The organism is Adhaeribacter pallidiroseus, assembly GCF_003340495.1.
Classification (GTDB): domain Bacteria; phylum Bacteroidota; class Bacteroidia; order Cytophagales; family Hymenobacteraceae; genus Adhaeribacter; species Adhaeribacter pallidiroseus.
Window position 1 is genome coordinate 1,055,985 of the sequence record NZ_QASA01000001.1, and the last position, 19,809, is coordinate 1,075,793.

General features: G+C 39.4%; 17 protein-coding genes and 1 tRNA gene. 7 read left to right on the forward strand and 11 right to left on the reverse strand.

Annotation, left to right across the window (positions count from 1 at the left end):
* The first annotated feature begins 142 nt into the window (after positions 1-142).
* Both AHMF7616_RS04080 and AHMF7616_RS04085 read left to right on the forward strand, forming a co-directional pair.
* Positions 143-796 carry an ABC transporter ATP-binding protein gene (locus AHMF7616_RS04080; protein ID WP_115371723.1) on the forward strand — a complete coding sequence of 218 codons (654 nt, stop codon included), beginning with the start codon at positions 143-145 and terminating at the stop codon, positions 794-796.
* Between the two features lie 559 nt (positions 797-1,355).
* Entirely contained in the window at positions 1,356-2,162 is an 807-nt protein-coding gene (locus tag AHMF7616_RS04085) for a hypothetical protein (protein WP_233507319.1), read from the forward strand.
* A 134-nt stretch (positions 2,163-2,296) separates the two neighbouring features.
* Here AHMF7616_RS04085 and AHMF7616_RS04090 read toward each other — a convergent pair whose 3' ends face one another.
* The gene (locus AHMF7616_RS04090; RefSeq protein ID WP_115371724.1) at positions 2,297-4,651 is read right to left on the reverse strand and encodes an InlB B-repeat-containing protein; all 2,355 of its coding nucleotides are present in this window, start codon (positions 4,649-4,651) and stop codon (positions 2,297-2,299) included.
* Positions 4,652-5,809: 1,158 nt separating this feature from the next.
* Positions 5,810-6,058 carry a helix-turn-helix domain-containing protein gene (locus tag AHMF7616_RS04095; RefSeq protein WP_115371725.1) on the reverse strand — a complete coding sequence of 83 codons (249 nt, stop codon included), beginning with the start codon at positions 6,056-6,058 and terminating at the stop codon, positions 5,810-5,812.
* Between the two features lie 125 nt (positions 6,059-6,183).
* Here AHMF7616_RS04095 and AHMF7616_RS04100 point away from each other — a divergent pair, with 125 nt between their 5' ends.
* Positions 6,184-7,926, forward strand: coding sequence for an ABC transporter ATP-binding protein (locus AHMF7616_RS04100; protein ID WP_115371726.1), 1,743 nt, complete (start codon positions 6,184-6,186; stop codon positions 7,924-7,926).
* A 119-nt stretch (positions 7,927-8,045) separates the two neighbouring features.
* Here AHMF7616_RS04100 and AHMF7616_RS04105 read toward each other — a convergent pair whose 3' ends face one another.
* From AHMF7616_RS04105 to AHMF7616_RS04115, 3 genes are all read right to left on the reverse strand, one after another.
* On the reverse strand, positions 8,046-8,660 hold the full coding sequence (locus AHMF7616_RS04105) for a hypothetical protein (protein ID WP_115371727.1): 615 nt from the start codon (positions 8,658-8,660) through the stop codon (positions 8,046-8,048).
* A 546-nt stretch (positions 8,661-9,206) separates the two neighbouring features.
* Positions 9,207-10,118 (reverse strand): bestrophin family protein, encoded by a 912-nt coding sequence (locus AHMF7616_RS04110; protein WP_115371728.1) that lies wholly within the window; start codon positions 10,116-10,118, stop codon positions 9,207-9,209.
* A gap of 53 nt (positions 10,119-10,171) precedes the next feature.
* On the reverse strand, positions 10,172-10,993 hold the full coding sequence (locus tag AHMF7616_RS04115; protein ID WP_115371729.1) for a universal stress protein: 822 nt from the start codon (positions 10,991-10,993) through the stop codon (positions 10,172-10,174).
* An 803-nt stretch (positions 10,994-11,796) separates the two neighbouring features.
* Between AHMF7616_RS04115 and AHMF7616_RS04120 the strand changes: the two genes are divergently transcribed.
* Positions 11,797-12,252, forward strand: coding sequence for a hypothetical protein (locus AHMF7616_RS04120; protein WP_115371730.1), 456 nt, complete (start codon positions 11,797-11,799; stop codon positions 12,250-12,252).
* 517 nt (positions 12,253-12,769) lie between these two features.
* Here AHMF7616_RS04120 and AHMF7616_RS04125 read toward each other — a convergent pair.
* From AHMF7616_RS04125 to AHMF7616_RS04150, 6 genes are all read right to left on the reverse strand, one after another.
* On the reverse strand, positions 12,770-13,234 hold the full coding sequence (locus tag AHMF7616_RS04125; RefSeq protein ID WP_115371731.1) for a DUF4199 domain-containing protein: 465 nt from the start codon (positions 13,232-13,234) through the stop codon (positions 12,770-12,772).
* Between the two features lie 426 nt (positions 13,235-13,660).
* Positions 13,661-13,882: a helix-turn-helix transcriptional regulator gene (locus AHMF7616_RS04130; RefSeq protein ID WP_115371732.1), complete on the reverse strand. Its 222-nt coding sequence runs from the start codon at positions 13,880-13,882 to the stop codon at positions 13,661-13,663.
* Positions 13,883-13,939: 57 nt separating this feature from the next.
* Entirely contained in the window at positions 13,940-14,194 is a 255-nt protein-coding gene (locus AHMF7616_RS04135) for a Txe/YoeB family addiction module toxin (RefSeq protein ID WP_115371733.1), read from the reverse strand.
* Positions 14,191-14,457, reverse strand: a complete 267-nt coding sequence (locus AHMF7616_RS04140; RefSeq protein ID WP_115371734.1) for a type II toxin-antitoxin system Phd/YefM family antitoxin — start codon at positions 14,455-14,457, stop codon at positions 14,191-14,193. Before AHMF7616_RS04140 ends, AHMF7616_RS04135 begins: the two co-directional genes overlap by 4 nt.
* Positions 14,458-14,619: 162 nt before the next feature.
* Positions 14,620-14,693: transfer RNA gene (locus AHMF7616_RS04145), tRNA-Pro, on the reverse strand.
* 100 nt (positions 14,694-14,793) lie between these two features.
* A complete protein-coding gene (locus AHMF7616_RS04150) occupies positions 14,794-16,548 on the reverse strand; it encodes an ABC transporter ATP-binding protein (RefSeq protein ID WP_115371735.1) in 1,755 nt (584 codons plus the stop codon).
* Positions 16,549-17,125: 577 nt separating this feature from the next.
* Here AHMF7616_RS04150 and nusB point away from each other — a divergent pair.
* From nusB to AHMF7616_RS04165, 3 genes are all read left to right on the forward strand, one after another.
* The gene (gene nusB, locus AHMF7616_RS04155; RefSeq protein ID WP_115371736.1) at positions 17,126-18,298 is read left to right on the forward strand and encodes a transcription antitermination factor NusB; all 1,173 of its coding nucleotides are present in this window, start codon (positions 17,126-17,128) and stop codon (positions 18,296-18,298) included.
* A gap of 84 nt (positions 18,299-18,382) precedes the next feature.
* Entirely contained in the window at positions 18,383-18,694 is a 312-nt protein-coding gene (locus AHMF7616_RS04160) for a YtxH domain-containing protein (RefSeq protein ID WP_115371737.1), read from the forward strand.
* Positions 18,695-18,804: 110 nt separating this feature from the next.
* Positions 18,805-19,806 carry an isocitrate/isopropylmalate dehydrogenase family protein gene (locus AHMF7616_RS04165; RefSeq protein ID WP_115371738.1) on the forward strand — a complete coding sequence of 334 codons (1,002 nt, stop codon included), beginning with the start codon at positions 18,805-18,807 and terminating at the stop codon, positions 19,804-19,806.
* Positions 19,807-19,809 lie beyond the last annotated feature (3 nt).

A 19,809-nucleotide genomic window follows, 5' to 3' on the forward strand; every position in this document is an offset into this window, starting at 1 on the left:
AATTTGATTGCTTTATCTCGCATCATTCAATTTGTCTGTAGGCGAAACAATTTTAGTTGCGCGATAACTTAATTGTAAATAATGGCAACTTTTGGCTAGATTTGCCGAAAACTCTCCTGGAGCAAATTAAACATCTAACTTCTTGTTACAAGCCGCTAATATTTTCAAATCATATGGAAGCTTACCCGTTTTAAAGGGTATTACGCTGCAAATTGCCAAAGGCGAAATTGTTTCAATTGTGGGTTCCTCGGGAGCAGGTAAAAGTACCTTGCTGCATATTTTGGGTACTTTAGACAATGCCGATAAAGGTGATGTGTTCTTTAACGGGGATGCTGTTAATAAATACAAAAGTGTTGAGCTAGCTCGATTTCGGAACCAGCACATTGGGTTTATTTTTCAGTTCCATAATTTACTGCCAGAATTTACTTCCGTCGAAAATGTGTGTTTGCCCGGTTTTTTAGCGGGTCGGCCCGAAGAAGAAGTAATATCCCGAGCCAAGGAACTTTTAAAAATGTTGAATTTAGGTCATCGCCTGGAACACAAGCCTTCCGAAATGTCAGGGGGAGAGCAACAGCGTACCGCCGTGGCCCGAGCTTTAATCAATGCGCCCGAAATAATTTTTGCCGATGAGCCCAGTGGAAATTTAGATTCGGAGAATGCCAGAGAGCTGCACGAAATATTTTTTCGGTTGCGCAACGAGCTGCACCAAACTTTTGTGATTGTAACCCACAACGAGCACTTAGCCGAAATGGCCGACCGCAAGCTGGTAATGAAAGATGGTTACCTCCTGGATTAATTTAAATTGGTAATTTTTCTAAAATTTAAAAAAGCTGGTAGATTTAACTTGCCAACATTTTAGATCTATTTACTTCCAACAATTCCTTTAAGCTGGCGGCATAGATTTCCCAATATTTCGTGTTCTGCTTATTAACTATCAACAGATTTGCTTCCTCAACATAATCTGTCTGGCTACTAACTTATTAATTTCTCCTTAAAAATAGAGAAGTGCAAAAAGATTAGTTTAGGAAACAACAGCTATTCTGAAATTCGAACGATTTTTCTTTACAACATTATAACTCCTTGATTAAAAGATTTTTAAATAATTCCTGGTCGATTGAAACCTATTAGACTAGAACTAGTAAATAAGCTTCCGTAACAATTAAATTTAGTTAATATATTAATTTTATACTATATTTACAGTGTGCATTTTACAATGCTAAAATTAATAGATATTATTGCTAATTAAAATAGAAAATATTTTTATATTTGTTTATAACTAATTGATTATCAAGGAGAATAATTTGCTAATTTCGCTACCTGTTTGGCACCAAACTCTTAGTGAATATGTTAACAATATGAACATAAAAACAAACGAAATGAATCAGGAAACAAATGAAAACAAGCTTGTTAAGAAGTCGCGAATCGAAAGTTACGATATCGCGAAATCTGACGAAACCATGCACCTGGCCATCGACCTTGCGAAATTTATTAAGGAGAATAAACTATATCAAAATATACAAGGCAAGGAATACGTAAACGTAGAAGGATGGCAGTATGCGGGTTCCCGATTAGGCATTCTGCCGGTGGTAGAGCACGTAATTAATGTAAGTACAGATACGGAGCTTAAATACCAGGCAAAGGTAAACTTACTTAATTTACGTACCGAGCAGGTAGTAGGTGCTGGTTTTGCTATTTGCTCGAACAAAGAACAAGGTAAAAAATACTATCAGGAATTTGCCATTGCTTCCATGGCGCAAACCCGCGCAATTGGTAAAGCTTACCGTAATATTTTAGCCTGGATTATTCGAGCAGCTGGTTACGAGCCTACGCCAGCCGAGGAAATGGATTATTCGGGCAATAACCAGGAAGCTCCTAAAGTGGAACAGCCCCAGGTAGCAGTCGAGCCTAAAGCCATGAAAGCAGTACCGGTAGAAGCTGAAAAGCAACCCGAAACTACTCCGGCTACTTCTGTTAAGTATGCCTCGGCGAAGCAAAAAGAAGAAATTATTCGTTTGCTAAATAATCCGGTAATTACCCGTCAGGAAAAAACTAAAATGTTATTAAACATAAATAAATTGGACGAGGAACGGGCTACACAAGCTATTGTTAAGCTGAAGAAGGTAATTGAAGATCGCGAAGACGAACAAACCGCTGCCGCTTAATTCTTTAGACAAACATTTAATACGCGCTGAAGCCTGGTTCTTATGAGCCAGGCTTTTATAATTTAAGCCGGTGTTTATTTTTAAATTTTAAGTAGTATTCCCGCTTAAAATTTAAAAAATTCTGTAAGCTTAATTTACTTTTTTATTATTCGTAAAGTTTGAACGCCGCTTTTTGTTTTAAGCTTTGCCACGTATATACCACTTTGTACCGTAGCTGCGTCCCAAAGTATTTGTACTTCTTCGTTTGCTTTGGCAACTTTGGTCGGAAAAGAATGAATAACTGTGCCGTCTAAATCGTAAATACTCAGTTCGTATTCTTCTTCCTGATCAAATGTAAACGTAAGAGTAGTAGCATTTGGTACGGGATTAGGATAAGCGCTTAACCGAGTAACCTGCTCTGTATCTGAGGTCTCTTGTTCCACTGGGTTTAAAACCATGCTGTTGCTGGTAGCTACTTCTGTTTCAGCTAAAGTAGACAGATTATTAATTCGCAAATAATCAACGTTAGGTCCTCCTTTTTCGCCCGATTTCAATCGGATCTCATTAACCCCGGCTTTTAAATTTGCATTAATTCTAACAATCGACCATGTAGACCAGGTTTCGGTTGCTTTAAAGGGTTTGGAGTCATCAATTACCTCGTCGTTTAAAATTACTTTTATTGGGTAACTATTGCCACTGCCGTTGGAATACCGAAAGCTTATTTCGCAATTACCTGCTTGTTGATCGGTGATAACCCATCTTATAATTGAGTAACTTTTACTTTTAACATCGGCATATCCTTTGCCACTGTAATCCATGTGTTCGCTACTGATTACGGCACCTTTAAGAAAAGCTTCTTCGGCTTCGTATACATTATGGCCAATAGGATCAAAAATAGCTGTAATATTTTTATTGCCATTTATAGTAATGGTTAAGGGGTTCTGAAGAACATTTACCGCGCCGCTCCAACCAGTAAACTTATAACCGGCTGCTGGCTTTGCCGTTAAAGAAACGACAGAACCACTTATATAAGCATCTTTTTTTATACTTCGATTAATGGAGCCTTTGCCATCGACCTTTAAAGTTAAAGCATAAGTACCCGCGTTATTACTCGCCGATTCTTCGGCAACTAAAATATTCACCAACCAATAATCATAATTACCTTTAGAGGACACCGTTCTATCTTCCGAAGTGGAGGATAAAGAATAACCACCTAAAATATATTGTCCTTTACCAATCTGCTGAACCGCTTGTAGACCATCTTCCTGATTGCCACCGATAGTTTTATCCCATTTCAAGGAGCCAGAAGCATCTAATTTTATCACCCAGAAATCAATGTCTTTACTCGATTTTTCTGATTTATCACCACTAACTGGCGAAGTAGAGTAACCACCTACAATATAGCCACCATCGCTAGTTTGTTTCACTGAACGCAGGTTGTCTTTCCGGCTACCACCAAGGGTTTTATCCCAGATTATCTTGCCCGTATTATCCATTTTAACCAACCAGTAATCTGTTTCACCTTTTGTGTTTTGCGATTTGTTACCACCCGCAGAGGAACTAGAAGTACCGCCCAGCACATAGCCGCCATCTTTCGTTATTTCTAGTGTCTCCAGAATATCTTCGTTTCGGCCACCTATGGTTTTATTCCATTCTATCAATCCTAACTTATTAACTTTTACAATCCAATAATCACCGAATCCTTTGTTCGCACCTGTTTTGTTACCACTGCTGGGCGAATAAGAATAACCTCCAATAATAAAGCCTTTATCTTGAGTTTGTTTGATTACACGTAAATAGTCAAAACTGCTGCCGCTTATGGTGCGATCCCATTCTTTTTGGCCGCGCGAATTCAGTTTAATAATCCAATAATCAGTATCTTTTTTGGAGCCCTTGGATTTGTTTAGTCCTAGCTTTCCGCTAACCGGTGAATTAGAAGAACCGCCTAGAATATACCCTTTATCGTTAGTAGGATAAACCGAAATTAAAAAATCATTCCGCTTCCCACCAAAGGTATTATCCCATTGTTTGTTTCCGGCAGCATCAATTTTAATTACCCAGTAATCATATTCAAAAGAAGCAACATCCGACTTATCGCCGCTGACCGGCGAGTTGGAATACCCGCCCAAAATGTAACCTCCGTCAAGCGTTTGTTGCACCGTTTGAAAAAAGTCCTTGCCACTTCCGCCAAATGTTTTATCCCACTGCTTTTTACCTGTGGCATCTACTTTAACTATCCAAAAATCTTCTTTTCCTTTCGAGTTATGAGATTTGTCGCCACTGGCCGGAGAGGTGGAAGTTCCACCTAAAATATAGCCGCCATCGCTAGTTTGTTGCTGGCATTGCATAACATCATTACCACTTCCTCCAAATGCAGCATCCCACTTTATGGCTACTTGGGCATGTAGTGCCGGAGCTTTAAAAAAAACTAAGGTAGCCAACACCAGCAGTATATGCTTGCAGGAATATTTAGTTCGGAATACAGTAAGCGGGTTGGTAAAAGTGTTCACTTGGGTTGGATTAAAGTAGTTTAAAGGTGTTTTAAGTGGGCTTTTACTAAACTTATTCTCTCATCCAGGATAAAACATTCAAGAGAGATTGCGTTCGGCTTATATTTTCTGAAAGGAAGGTAAAATAATCTTTTTGCTAAGCTGATTATCCACGTAACATTTACTCTTAAACCAAATAGATTATGTTAAGAATTGGTAGCTATCCTATTTTTTAAAAAAACTAATACATCCTTGTAGATAGTTGCTTATGGTTAAAATAATTCATTTATATCGGAAAGAATTTGAAGATCCAGGTTATCTATTGTTTATATTATATATTTTGATGGATACTATTGAAAAACAAAATTGGTCTTGAAAAAAGTAAAATTGTTATTTATCAGCTTTTGAGTATTAGTGTTCATAAAGTAGAAGGTAAATTATACTAAAAACAGAAGTTTATAACCGTAATTAATTGATTTTCTGTACTTAACTTATAAAAAATTATATAAATACTTTTTACTTAATAATACCTGATAAAACAAGGCTTAGATCTTTGCTAGGCCTTTATAAATTTACCGGAATAATATTTAATTGCTTAAAGATGAGTGTTATTTTTAATGTTGCCCTAAGTTAACTACTACTTTATAAAGTACCAAATTAATAAGGTTGCATAAATGCGTATTTTTTGATTTATAATGTAATTAATACTATTTTATCTATATTTAACAAATTTTAAAATTAAGAAGAACGTTCCTGTTCTTAACACAAACTTGCAGGTAGAATGCTGTTTTATTTAGTAATGATAGCTCCAATTGAATTAACTTTAGCATGTGGAGGCAAGCTTACAAAACTAAATACTATGGGAGTAAAAAATGATTTCGTATTTAAATAACTAAGTAAAGCTGCTACATTTAATCTGTAAACACACTAAACTAATAGTACTGCTATCTAATTCTTTGATTATAAAACTAAAATTAGCTATTTAATTTGATGATGCATTTAAAGCAGCGCACTTCCTTCTACTTTGTACCTTAACGGCTTAAACTGTTTTGGTCAAATATTTTACTTGCAAGAGCAATATTTTAAAATAATTTAAAAATTGTTCAAAAATTACGTGCTTGATAATTTTTATCCGAAATTCAACAGCGTAAGAACTTAAATTTTATGAAGTTCTCCGGCTTACTTTGGTGCGCTCGGTACCAATTGCCCTCGTTCGTTATAATAATACTTTCCTTCAAAATAAGAAGTTGGAATCCCTAATCCAGTTGCTACGGCTTTTACCGTTTGATCACCTTCCTCTTCACTTTCAAGATTATGGTACAGTAAAATAGGAGTTAATCCTAAACGATTGGCTAACTCGTCGATGGTGATGCTAGAATGATTAAGTGCGGTTTTAAGAAGCTGGGTACGGTCGAAGTCTTTATTCATTATTCTGCCAATATACTAATTCTGATAACGCAAAAATAGTGGAAAGTATACGTGGTAAACAGGTACTGCCATTTATTTTTGTTAAATCACGTTTAAGGTAAACTACTCTACGTTTGTTCTTAAATATGCGCGTACTTTGGCATTATCTGCAACCTCACCGGCAGCTTGTATTTTCTTCTTTGTTGCTGGCAGCAGCAAGCCAGATACTTACACTACTGGACCCGGTTATTTTCGGAAAAATCATTGATAATTATGCTACTCCGCCTTACACCTTGCCAGCGGAGGAACGGGTACAAGGTGCACTATGGCTTATGTTCCTGGCCGTAATTGTTGCATTACTTGCCCGGCTGGCCAAATCTTTTCAGGAATATTTAACGAATCTGGTAGTACAGAAATTTGGGGTACAGATCTTTAACGATGGCCTGAAACAAACCTTACGGTTGTCTTATCAGGAGTATGCCAATCAAAATAGCGGTGAAACTTTATCTATCCTGCAGCGGGTGCGCCGCGATACCGAACGTTTTATTAGCGCTTTCATTAATATATTATTTTCTTCTGTAGTAGGAGTCTGTTTTCTGGTGTGGTACGCTATTACAAAACACTGGGCCTTAGTTCCTGTATTTATAGTGGGCATTTTTGTTTTAGGCGGATTAACCAGTTTATTGAGCGCCAAAATAAAAACCATGCAGCGCTCCATAAACCGGGCTACTAACAAAATGGCGGGTTTTATTACCGAGTCTTTGCGAAATATTGAATTAATTAAAAGCTTAGGACTTACATTTCAGGAAATACGGCGCCTGCGTGGCCACACCGAGCAGATTTTTAGTTTAGAAATGGAAAAGGTAAAGCGCGTACGTACTTTATCGTTTTTGCAGGGCACATCCCTTAACTTATTAAAACAATCTATTTTGTTTACTTTGCTTTGGCTAATTTTCCGAGAGGTGCTCTCTACAGGCGAATTAATCTCGATGCAATTTATTTCGGTGAGCATTTTTGGGCCGCTACAAGATTTAGGAACTATTATTCTGGCATACCGCGAAGCAGATGCAGCTCTAATTAATTTCGACGAACTTCTCCGGAAGCCAATAGAAAACCGCCCTGAATCAGCAATTGATATTGGTCCCTTGTATCAGTTGCGGTTTGAGCAAGTAGTATTTTGTCACCAAAACGCTAGTCAAAATGCCATTAATGACATCTCATTTACAGCCAATACCGGCGACACGCTGGCTTTTGTAGGGCCATCAGGTTCAGGTAAATCAACGTTGGTAAAATTACTGGTAGGCTTGTATGTACCGGTAAGCGGCGAGATACGGTATAATAATTATTCGGCAAAAACCATTTGGCTGAACGAGGCGCGCCGACAATTGGGTTTTGTAACGCAGGAAACTAACTTATTTTCGGGCACTATTAAAGAAAATCTACTTTTGGTTAAGCCCGATGCTACAGATGCTGAAATAATGGCCGCATTGGGAAAAGCTGCTTGCACCAACTTATTAGCTCGCTCGGACTTAGGTATTGATACGCCAATTGGTGAGGGTGGCCTGAAAATGTCGGGCGGCGAAAAGCAACGATTATCCATTGCGCGGGCCCTGATTCGCAATCCCCGGCTGCTTATTTTTGACGAAGCAACATCGGCGCTTGACTCGCTTACCGAAGAAGAAATAACCAATACTGTTCGGGAGATTTCGGCGCAGCGGGAGCAAATAACCGTGTTAATTGCGCACCGGCTTTCCACTATTCTGCACGCCGATATTATTTACGTACTGGAAAAAGGTAAAATTGTAGAAAAAGGAAGTCATGCGGACTTGCTTACACAAAAAAGCTTATACTATGCCATGTGGCGCCAACAGATAGGCGAGCGGAGGTAAAAATGCGTAAAAAAGGAATTAACAAATTCTTGTTAAACTTTAGTAAAGCTAGCTTAAGTGGCAGTTAAAACTTTTTTAAATTTAAATTAATGCTTAAGCGCCAAAATAATTAAATATTGTTAATTAGAGAATAAAGCTTTAGGCTTGAACAATATTTTACCTAATAAATAAGCTTTCTCTTTGTAAGTTCTTAAAAGGGTAATTGCCGAAGAAAATTCGTTTATCGTCGCTACTTGTGCTGCTAGTTTCACTTCTGCTTGCTTCTGGGTTACTGTTGGTTTGGCGATAGAATTATTCTTAAACCACTCCGCCGCTCCTTCCGGTGTTGTGCAAATTTCGAGTTTGGTATGGCGGTTTGTTACATATCTGTGCTTTACACATTCTGTTATCTGATCGATCAGCAGCAAGTCTGGCATTACATAGTTGGCCAAGTGTACTATTCTAGTGACACCAGCAGTCATAATTTGTGGGCAAAATACGTGGGTTAAACACCGTTGTACGTCAATGTTTACGTAATCTACCATCCGTACATCATGTAACAACTGTGTAATGCGGTACTGTTTAATAATCGACACTAAGTAATCAGCAGATTCCGCTAAATCGCTCAGAGAAGGAGTACTTGTCCAGCTTACTTGCACCAAAGACTCCGCAGCATCTATCGTTATAGTAGCCTTAGAAGAAATGTTGGAAATAAAAGAATTGGCTGGAGCTGAGATAGTAGAAGTAGCGTTCATGTGGTGATTAAGTCTTAAAAATGATTGCGTTTAATATTTGCTTATACCTTCTATGAATAAATATTATGCCTTTATTTATATAGTATTTCCTATTTAATCCAAAAAGATAGAAACGGCAAATGGCCTTGCCAGAGTACCAGAATAATATATAATAAACCATATTTTATCTATATAGTCGAAGAGCTTTAAAATTAAGCTTATTGAATAACACCGCTAAAATTCTAATTTTTGAAGAGGATTCCTGAAATTAGATGTACCAGCTGAAAAAGGTACAGGATAAGAAGCTATAAAAAGAGGAAATATCCTGGAGGCCCCAGGTTTGGACAAGTTTATAAGTACAGTTTTTTAAATTTTGTCTTATTTTGATATATTCTGTAGAAGTATCCAGGCCATAAAACGTGACATATTTTACTTAATAAGCTTTCATGTTTATTTTTACGGTTCACTATGGAACGAATTTTGGCGGGCAGACTTACAGGAAACAGCAGCAAAGTTCGAGAAGCCTTGCTGCTGAAAATTTTAAAAATTAGTTGTGATTCCTTTTACTTACAAAACATAGAAGCTGGTAGCTTTTACTTTTTCCGGAACTTGGTGATGGTCGTTTACCATTTGTTTGAGGTTACGTTCGATGGTTAAGGTAATAGAAGTAACTGGCGTATCGGTAGGTTTATTTTCGAAAGGATCCTGTAAGTGAATCGCCATTTTTTCAATTAAAAAGAAAGACAAGGCAATCGTTATTACCATCGGAATTTGAAATAAACCAAAGGTTTCCAGGAGCGCAAAGGGCAATAGCAACACGAATATAAACAGCGAGAAATGAATGTATAAGCTGTATGTCACCGGAAATACCGTGTTTTTGATGCGTTCGCATTTACCCATAGAGTCGCAAAGCCGGGTTAGGGTCTCGTCTAAACCTAATTGCTGAAATTTGTTAATTTGACCTTCCTGCAAAAGCATTTTTAAATCGCGGCTGTGCAGTTGCAGCAGCGCATTGGGCACGTTATCGTGTTTGCCCACGTACTCTAATTCGGCCGCTTCCAAATATTGATCGAGTTTTTGGGTAGGTATTTGATTTCGGAGCGACTGGCCCAGGCTGTGGCACCAGGCAATCTGGCGATGCACGAAGCGGTCCTGAAAGTTTTTCACGTTAACCGATACGTAAGGGTCTGATATAAAATTAAGCAACTGCCGGGTCAAGGTTCGGGAATCATTTACAATGGCGCCCCACACAATGCGGGCTTCCCACCAACGGTCGTAGGCTTGGTTAGATTTAAATGCCAGTAGCAGCGAGAGCACTGTGCCCAGCACCATGGGCACACTCAGCGGGATATTAATATTAATGGTGTGAAAGTATTTATCCCAAATACCAATAATAGTAGCATAAACAAATACAAAACTTATTTCATATTTTACTTTCCCGAATATATAGGATATGGGAATATTTTTTTTCAATAACATAGTATTTTTAACTAAAGTGAGTACAACCTTTAACCGGCAGGTTAGCCGAATATTTAAGAAATGCTCAGGAAGGGAACTTTGGTGTGTTTGGCCATATCGCTGGAAGTGCGCTTGCGGGTGAACAAATTGCCAAGCAGATTTTTTTTACGGCCTGTAACGAGCAAGTCTACTTTAAATTCTTCCACAAAGGTGTAAACGCCTCCGGTAAAATTTTTCTCGCGAAGTAAATGCACCGAGCAGTTTAAACCTTTTAACTGCTCGGTGTGGTATATTTTATCCAGCACGTACTTAAGTTTTTCGCGGGTAGTATCTGGTTTAAAAATTATTAAAAAAGTAACGTAATGATCGCGGCCGGCGGTTAGATTCAGCAATAAATCGTTGAGCAGCAAAGAGTATTTATCATCGGTATCGAGTAGGTATACAATTTTCCGGAAACGGATAGATTCGGTTTCGTGGGGTATGTACAGCACCGGACACGAAACATCTTTCACTAAAGAACTAAACGGTTCGGGGTTATGGGTATCGGAGGTATTCACTTCCATGACCGGACAAAGAATTAAGTCGATATTATAGTCATCGATAAAATTGCGAATTTTGAGCGGATTGCCCCCGTATAGCGGAATTAACTCCAGATGGCTGATTTCGACGGCGTATAATTTACGCATGCGCTCCAATGCTTTATGGAAAGGTGTATTCGGGAGAGCTAGCGTTTCTTCCACACGCGGTAGCATCATTAAATCGGTAATAGAATCAGGTAAAGGAATAAAATGCAGTAAAATAATTTCGCAGGTCTGGCCTTTCATTACTTGCAGGCCGTATTTTATTAAGTTTAACGATTGCGGGGTAAGATCCGTAGGAATAACTATCTTTTTCACAGTTCAGAAATTTAGGTAAGTAATTGTTTGCGTTTAGTTAGAATGCAAATATTTACCAACGAAATTAATGCCCAGTTAAAATGATATTAAAATTCAATTAAAATACTTGTTTTTTAAAATAGCTCTTAGTTTTAATGCTATTTTAATAAAAATTTAATAATTTTTTAATTTTAGGCCTTTAAACAAGTTTGTAGGCAGGTATTTTTGAGTGATTTTTCCGGATTTAATTAGAATAGCATTAATCTGAAGTTAATTTAATTTTAATGCAGCTTAAATGCGGCAATGATCTTTTAATTTGCACGATGAGTCTGGAAATTAGCTTAAAAACAATTTGTTTGCTCTAGAATTTGATTTATACTTTTATTTAAACATTTTCATAAAAAGTATAAACAAGTCTTAGAAGTTGGCTATGTTTTAAGGCTTCTGGATAGTTCTTTCAAAAAAAACTAATTAAAACTAGTAGCTGGAACCACCGGATTATCGGGTAAGTCTTGCCGCAACTGTAAATAAAATAATACCAGTATTACCTAGAAGCTTACCTGTTTACGTGGATTTATCCCGAGAAAGAGTTGCAGCAGTAAAGCAAAATTCTAGATTTTAAATCCGGATCAACCCACCCGCATAAAGTAGCAGCAACAAAAAGCCAGTTGCTAAGAAATAAACGGAATAACGTTTTTTCTTATAAAATATGTAAATTGGTAAACAGCAATAACCATTAAAAAAATGGCAATATTTCATCTATAAGCGCCCTGATTTAAATTGTTGGGTATATCCAGTTGTTTGCTGTTAATTATCAATGCGGAATGAAAAAGTTTACTTTTTTTTTAATATTGATTGTTGTTGCTATTGGTTTTTCATGCCAGTCAGGTAAGCACTCCGGAGTGGTTAAACCTGATTTTCCCCCTTTTCCCGATTTGGATAGTCTGGAAAGAGCCAATAAAGTAATAGGCAAAAATTACATTATCGTAGATAGTGCGGCCAATGCTGATTTTAATTACAGCCTGCTTAATAAATTTAACAGTAAAATGGAGGCCTATAATTCACTGGACAGTGCCTCGGTTTTTTTCCGGCCGGTAAGCGGGGTGTATAAGTACTACAAATTTATCGCTAAATACAAAGGATTGGCTTACGGCAATGTCATCCGGGAGTACAACGATATATTGATTTTAAAAACAGATCCGGACCATAATATTATAGATGCGTACCAATATACTTTAGAGTGGGGGAATATCCTTTTACCTATGATTTATACCTGTTAACTAATAAAGGAGTTCGGCTTACGAACCAACTAAATCTTAATGCGTTGCGCATGCGAAGGGTTTACAATTATAATGAAAATTATATTTTAGATGATGAAGGAAAAGTGTTCTTAAAGCCAATAAAGTAGTTGGGCGTTTTTAGTTGTTTAAACTGGGATATTTCTTACCACAGCAAAATTAAAAGAATGCAGGAGGAAGATTTTTGGTTACAACAACTCCGGAAAATTTGGGAAGTTTGCTTCGACAATTTGGTTACGTGTTGAGTTAAAATGCAAAAAAGCAGCCATCGCCTAATAGATAAAAAACTGCACATTACCCGGATCTGTAAAGCTTTCCTCTTCTTGGTGGGTGAAGCCTAGATAAAATCTATATACCTGGTAAACGGGTGGGACCCCGTGGGTTACCCAGCACCATCGATAGCTTCAATTTTCGGGAAGGCGTTATACCGAAAAGCACAAAAAACGGTTCAAAGACCGGCTTTTCTATTAAAATTTTAAAAAATTAGCCCGGAAGCAGGCTATTCCGCCGTTCTCGCGCCGGAGTTATCAAAAGCCATCATCAGAATATAGCCGGTCATGGTGCCTACGGCGGTTCCCAGAATAGTAATAGCACCCGCCAGCATCATCGGGCTCATTACCGAGCCGTAGTAATCCTGGGTTTCGAGTATGGCGGCATAATCCGGATTCAGGAATTTGGCGTATACGTATATAAAAATAGCGTATAGCACCGACCCAATCAGCCCGACCAGAAAACCAATGCCCAACCCGGGTAAATAAGGTACCGGACCCTGGGTGTTGGTTTTTAAAGAATAAATAGCCCAAATTACCGCTCCAATTATAAAAATATTACTGGCAAACCGGATAACTTCCACATTTTGTAAGTTAAGAACATTGATCAGCAAGAAGTAGCCGAACATAGCTACTGCCGCAATCAGGCCGAAGCGAATGCCATATTTTTCGATAGCAATAGTATTCTTTGCCATAGTTATTTTAGTATTTAGTTTAAATCCGGATTTTATATTAGATAAGTATAAATACGTAAAAAAATGCTTTAGGGTGGTAATTCTTCTTAAAAGTCAGGTATTTACTGGAAATAAGCTTTTAAAGTGTAAAATGGTTAAAATAAAAAAGCCGGTAAACTCATCGTTTACCGGCTTTTTGTCCGTCGGAGTGGCGGGATTCGAACCCAACTTATTTATTTAAAAGATGGTTCTAAATACGTTTAAAATACTCGTTTTGTAACCATTTATTAAGTAAGATGCCTATATAATGCCAAAACAAGTGGCGCAAAAATTAGACTGCTTTTTCGCATAATTTTTATTAGGTTGCTACATCTTCAAAAACCCGAATACCATCGGTTTTAACCAATTTTTGGCTTAAGCTAAATCGTAGTTACTTTGTATCTTCAATTAGAATTTAGGGGAGGTATTAGCAAAAGCAGTAGCCAATTGAATAGCCATTACCGGTGTAATACCTTGCTTGCCATTAATGATAGCGGAAAGAGTTTTGCGCGTAGTGTCTAAACCAGTAGCGACTTCTTCAATGGTTAGTTTCTGGCCGGTTTCTTCGCGTAAACCCGTAATAGTTTCTTTAATAAGTTCTCCTGGATGGGAGGAGGCAAACATGGGCATAATATTACAGCTTAATGGTAACAGTAATAAAAAGTGCCATATCCCAAGCAGCCATTTTTATTCATAATGATACCGGCAGCTATATATAAATACTTCTCCCTGCTGGTATTTGTATACTAAGCGATGTTCCTGGTCAATTCGGCGCGACCAAAAACCGGCTAAATCATATTTAAGAGGTTCCGGTTTGCCTTTTCCCTCAAAAGGGGTGCGCTGAATTTCTTTTATCAGCTCGTTGATTTTTTTAACGATCTTCTTGTCTTCTGCCTGCCAATTTTCATACTCCTGCCAGGCAGCTTTGGAGAAATTAATCATTCGTTATTGAGCAGTTCCTTCAAATCCTTCCGGACAATTTCGCCGGCTTTCATTTGCTCAATAGATTGATATAAGTGGGCCGCATTTTCTTTTGATTTTAATAAATGCATGGTTTCCAGTAGGGAATTATACTCCTTTAAAGAAATAAGTACTGCTCCGTTGCCGGTGCCCCGTTTAATAATCAAAGTTTCATTATTATCTTCTACCTCATTTAAGTAAGTAGTAAGATTGGTCCTGAACTCGGTAAAATTGGCTGCTATCATGGTAATAATTACTAAATAAGTACAAATATAGGTACTTTTTTGGTAATTAAGGGAACCCTGATTTAGAAAATTTCTTCTGACATTTTACTAGCAATAGTGGAGCAGACAAGAAAAAGAAAATAAAAAAGCCGGTAAACTCATCGTTTACCGGCTTTTTGTCCGTCGGAGTGGCGGGATTCGAACCCACGACCTCCAGCACCCCATGCTGGCGCGATACCAGGCTACGCTACACCCCGAAGCTGAATTATTCTGGACTGGTTGGCAAAGAAACAAAAAGGTTTGCAAAAGATAAAATGCCCAAGGCCGGATTTTTTAAATTTTTGATGAGCTACCGGCTTAATCCTGCTCTTCGGTTTGTAACTGCCGCTCGTACAACGATTTATACAAGCCATCGTTCTGCATTAAATCCTGATGGGTGCCGTGCTGCACCACTTCACCATCATCGAGTACCAGAATCTGGTCCGCCAGTTTCACCGACGATACCCGGTGGGATATAATGATAGACGTACGGTTATGCATAATGCGCTGCAAATTATTCAGGATGGCGTTCTCGGTTTTAGTATCCACGGCGCTCAACGAATCGTCCAGAATCAAGATGGCGGGTTCGCGGACCAGGGCCCGGGCCATGGAAACCCGTTGCTTTTGCCCTCCGGATAAAGTAATGCCGCGTTCGCCCAGTTTCGTATCAAATTTTTCGGGAAAGCGCATCACGTTTTCGTACACGTCGGCATCTTTGGCCGCTTGCATCATTTGTGCTTCGGTCATGGTGGCGGAGCCAAAGCCAATGTTGTTGCGGATAGAGTCGGAGAATAAAAACACATCCTGGGGCACGTAGCCAATTTGGCTGCGCAAAGTAGGAATGTGATAATCGCGGATATCGACCCCGTCAATTTCGATGCGGCCACTGCTGGTATCGTACAAGCGGCACAGCAAAGCGGCTACCGTACTTTTTCCGGAACCGGTGTTACCCAGAATGGCCAACGTTTCGCCGTGCTTAATCCGGAACGATAAATCTTTTAAGGCGTGAATGCCCGTATCGGGATAGGTAAAATGTACGTTCTCGAATACAATGTCGCCGGTAATTTTTTGCTGCACGTTTTTCCGGGAAATAACATTGGTTTTGGTTTCCAGAAATTCATTGATGCGGCTCTGGGACGCGGCGGCCCGTTGCACTAAACTGGTGGTCCAGCCCAAAGAGGTTACCGGCCAGGTGAGCATGTTCACGTAAATTAAAAATTCGGCGATGTTACCGGCGGTAATGCTGCCGTTCATGACTTCGCGCCCGCCTACGTACACTGTAATAATGGTGCTTAAGCCAATTAAAAATAAAATGAGCGGAAAAAAAAGTGCGTTTACAAAGTTTAAATCCAAGGATTTTTGCTTGTACAAGTCGCTGGCTACGGTAAAATTCTGGTGTGAATCGTCTTCGCGCACAAACGATTTTAATACCCGAATTCCCGAAAAAGCTTCTTGCACAAACGTCGTAATACCCGATAAACTTTTCTGAATTTCGTCGGATTTTCGTTCAATAATATTGTTCACATAATAGATGCTTACCGATAAAATGGGTAAGGGGAGGAGCGTGTAAAAAGTAAGCTTGGCATTAATGTAAAACATGTAGGGCACCACCAGTAAAAACAACGCTACCAAGTTAATGCCGTACATAATAGCTGGACCCAAATACATGCGCACGCGGCTCACATCTTCGGAAATGCGGGCCATTAAATCGCCGGTATTGTTGCGGCGGTAAAAGCTGAGCGGTAAAGTTTGGTAGTGGGCATAAATTTCATTTTTCATGTCGTTTTCTACCAGCCGCGACATCACGATAATGGTTTGGCGCATGTAAAACGTAAATACGCCTTTGAGTAAAGCCAGCAAAATAATCAGGCCACCGTACAAAGTTACGTTGCGGGCAAACACATTATAAATTTCGGCTTGCTTGCTCGTACCCTCAAATAAATGATACTGGTTAATGCCTTCCACTATTAAGTTAAAAGCATAGCGCACAATTTGCGCCGGAATAATACCGAAGATGTTGGAGATTATAATAAACAGCGTACCCCACAAGAGGTGCCACTTATATTTCAACATGTATTTATTTAAGTAACGAAGTGATTTCACAGAATAAGAAAATTATAAAAAATTAAAAAAACAGCCGTATACCCTTAAAATTAAGGCTTTATGGCTACTGACTTTCGGTTATACCCACTTAAGTTGGTAAGTCCGGGCTTCCTTATTCATAGGTTTTATGCCGGTACCGTGCGATTAACAGAAAAAAGATTAATTTTGCGCCTCCATCCGGAAACTTACCGTTTAACGTATTCTACAAATATAAGATAAGCCTTTGGTATTTGCGTTGGCGATTTTACCCGTTGCTATTCTCACCTTTCTGGCTATAAAGAGTGGTTATACTAAGCCGCCCGGTGCGGATATTAAAACGGATAAGAAAACCGGATAGTAAACAGAACAAAATTGCCGGGGCAGATGTTTGACTAGCCGGACAAATAAGAAGAGCTTCTTCTGATGTAAATTTAAAAAACTTTGGTCCGGAATTTTTAAAAATAATACCTAATCGCTGTTGTATCACCCTACTGCAGAGAAAATGAGTCGTAAAATATACGACGTAGCTTTTTAAGTAAAATTATTTATCGTTCTTTAACATACCAGAATGCTTAACCGCAGAACATTACGAATCAAGGCGATGCAAGCCATTTACGCCTACATGCAAGCCGAAGGTTCCGACTATAACTTAGCCCTGGACCAGATTGAGGCCGCTTTTATGCCCGATTTAAACTCCATGCAAGTGCAGGACCGCAAAAAACTCGAAGGTCAAACTAAAATTGCTACCATTCTTTTTAAAGAGTGGTACAACACCCGCCAGTTCGATGCGGAGGAGGCCGATAAAGAAATCCGGGACGTGGTAAACAACGCCATCCGCTATTACGAAACGCAACTCAAGAAAGATTTTAAATTATACGGCAGCCAAATGGTACACGCCGTCGAGAAAATTTACGACCACTACCTGAGTCTGCTGCAAATTAACGAGGTGCTAGTACGGCTGATTGAAGGCGAAGAAGAAAAAAAAGCGACCCGCTTTACCGAGAAAAAAGAATTAAATTTTAAAAATTTTCTGCGCAATGGGGTGCTACAAAAGCTGCTCGCCAACAAATCGTACCAGGAGCGGATTATCCGGCGCAACATCAGCTGGGGCTCTAACCTCGACCAGGTTCGGCAGTGGTACCGTACCGTGTTTAAAGCCGACGAAACAGTAGCCGCTTATGTGCAACAACCCCAACATACCTACGACGAAGACCATGAACTCATCAAGCATATATACAAAGAGCTGGTTTTTAAAGACGAAACGCTGCAGAAGTATTTCGAAGAACAGGACATGAACTGGGCCGAAAACAAACAAATTGTAAAAAGTCTGGTCAACAAAACTATAAAATTACTGGAAGAAACCGCCGACGAGAACCTGCCTTTGCTGGATTTATCCGCAAATTGGGAAGATGATAAAGTATTTTTCGAAGACCTGTATAACCAAACCATCCAGGAAAATGCTACTTACGAAGCCCTGATTACCACCCATGTTAAAAATTGGGACGTGGAACGGGTAGCCCTGCTGGATAAAATAATTTTAAAAATGGCGCTCTGCGAAATGCATATTTTCCGGAGTATTCCCGTAAAAGTGACCATTAATGAGTATATCGAAATATCTAAACTTTACAGCACGCCTAAGAGCAAGCAATTTATAAATGGCGTACTGGATAAAATTGCCCAGGAACTCACCGATAAAGGAAACATTCGTAAATCGGGCCGGGGGTTGATAGACAATAAATAAAGCAGCAAACCAGTTAACCTTTTAAAGTTTAAATTTTAACTGTAAATTGAAGCTTTAAAAGGCTTAACCGAACTTATTTGAACTATGAGCAAGAGAATAACCTACACGCTTCTGGCATTTCTATCTGGCGTTGCTACCGGCGCAGCATTTGGTGTTTTATACGCGCCCGATAAAGGCCAGGGAACCCGTAACCGCCTGAGCTATCAGTTATTTAAATACCGCGACATGCTAATGGATTTAACCGATACGCTGCGCGACAACCGCGAAACGCATCAGTCAACGGCCCGCTCCGAAGGCCAACGTGTTATTAAAGACGCTAAAGACAAAGCCGAAAAATTGCTGGGCGACGTAGATTTGCTGATCAACCAAATAAATAGCCGCCGCGAGGTGATATAAATTTAGTTGCTAGTTGTTGGTTGTTCGTTATTTAGTTGATTGTTATAAAATATTTATAAACTACTACTAACGAACAACTAGCAACCAACAACGAACAACTACAAAAAACTATGACACAAATTACCTTAATTCCCGGTGATGGCATTGGCCCCGAGATTACCGAAGCCGTAAAAACCATTTTTGCGGCGGCCGAGGTACCCGTAACCTGGGAAGTAGAAAATGCGGGCATTACCACGCATAATGCCGGCGGTCTGTTAATTCCGGTTTCGTTGATTGCTTCTTTAAATAAAAACCGGGTAGCGCTAAAAGGCCCCATTACGACACCCGTTGGCGGAGGATTTAAAAGTATTAATGTTACGCTGCGCCAAATGTTTGATTTATACCAGAACGTGCGGCCGGCCAAAAGTACCGTGGGAATCGAAACGCCGTTTAAATTTGTAGATATAGTCCTGTTCCGCGAAAATACCGAAGGCTTGTACTCCGGCCTGGAGTTTTACGACGAACGCCACGGCATTGCCGATGCCATTGCCCGGGTAACCAAAGATGGCTGCGATAAAATTTGCCGTGCCGCTTTTGAATATGCCCGTAAACACAAGCGCAAAAAAGTAACGGTGGTGCACAAAGCCAATATTTTAAAATTAGCCGGTAGTTTATTTATTAATTCTGCTAAAACCATTGCGCCGGAATATCCCGAAATTACTCTGGATGATAAAATCATCGACAACATGTGCATGCAGTTGGTAAATAAGCCAGAACAGTTTGATGTAGTGGTAACCACTAACCTTTTCGGGGATATTTTATCCGATTTATGCGCGGGTTTAGTGGGTGGTTTAGGCGTGGTAGCGGGTGCTAACATTGGCAAAGACATGGCTATTTTCGAAGCGGTACACGGTTCGGCCCCCGATATTGCCGGCAAAGGCATTGCTAACCCCACCGCCTTGTTGCGTTCGGCTTTAATGATGCTGCACCACATTAACGAACATGAACACGCCAACCGCATTGAAGCGGCCTTGGAAGAAACCTTTAAACATCAGGAGCAATGCACCGGCGACTTAGGCGGTAAAGCCAGCACCCAGGAGTTTGCGCAAAACGTTATTTCGCATCTACAATAAATT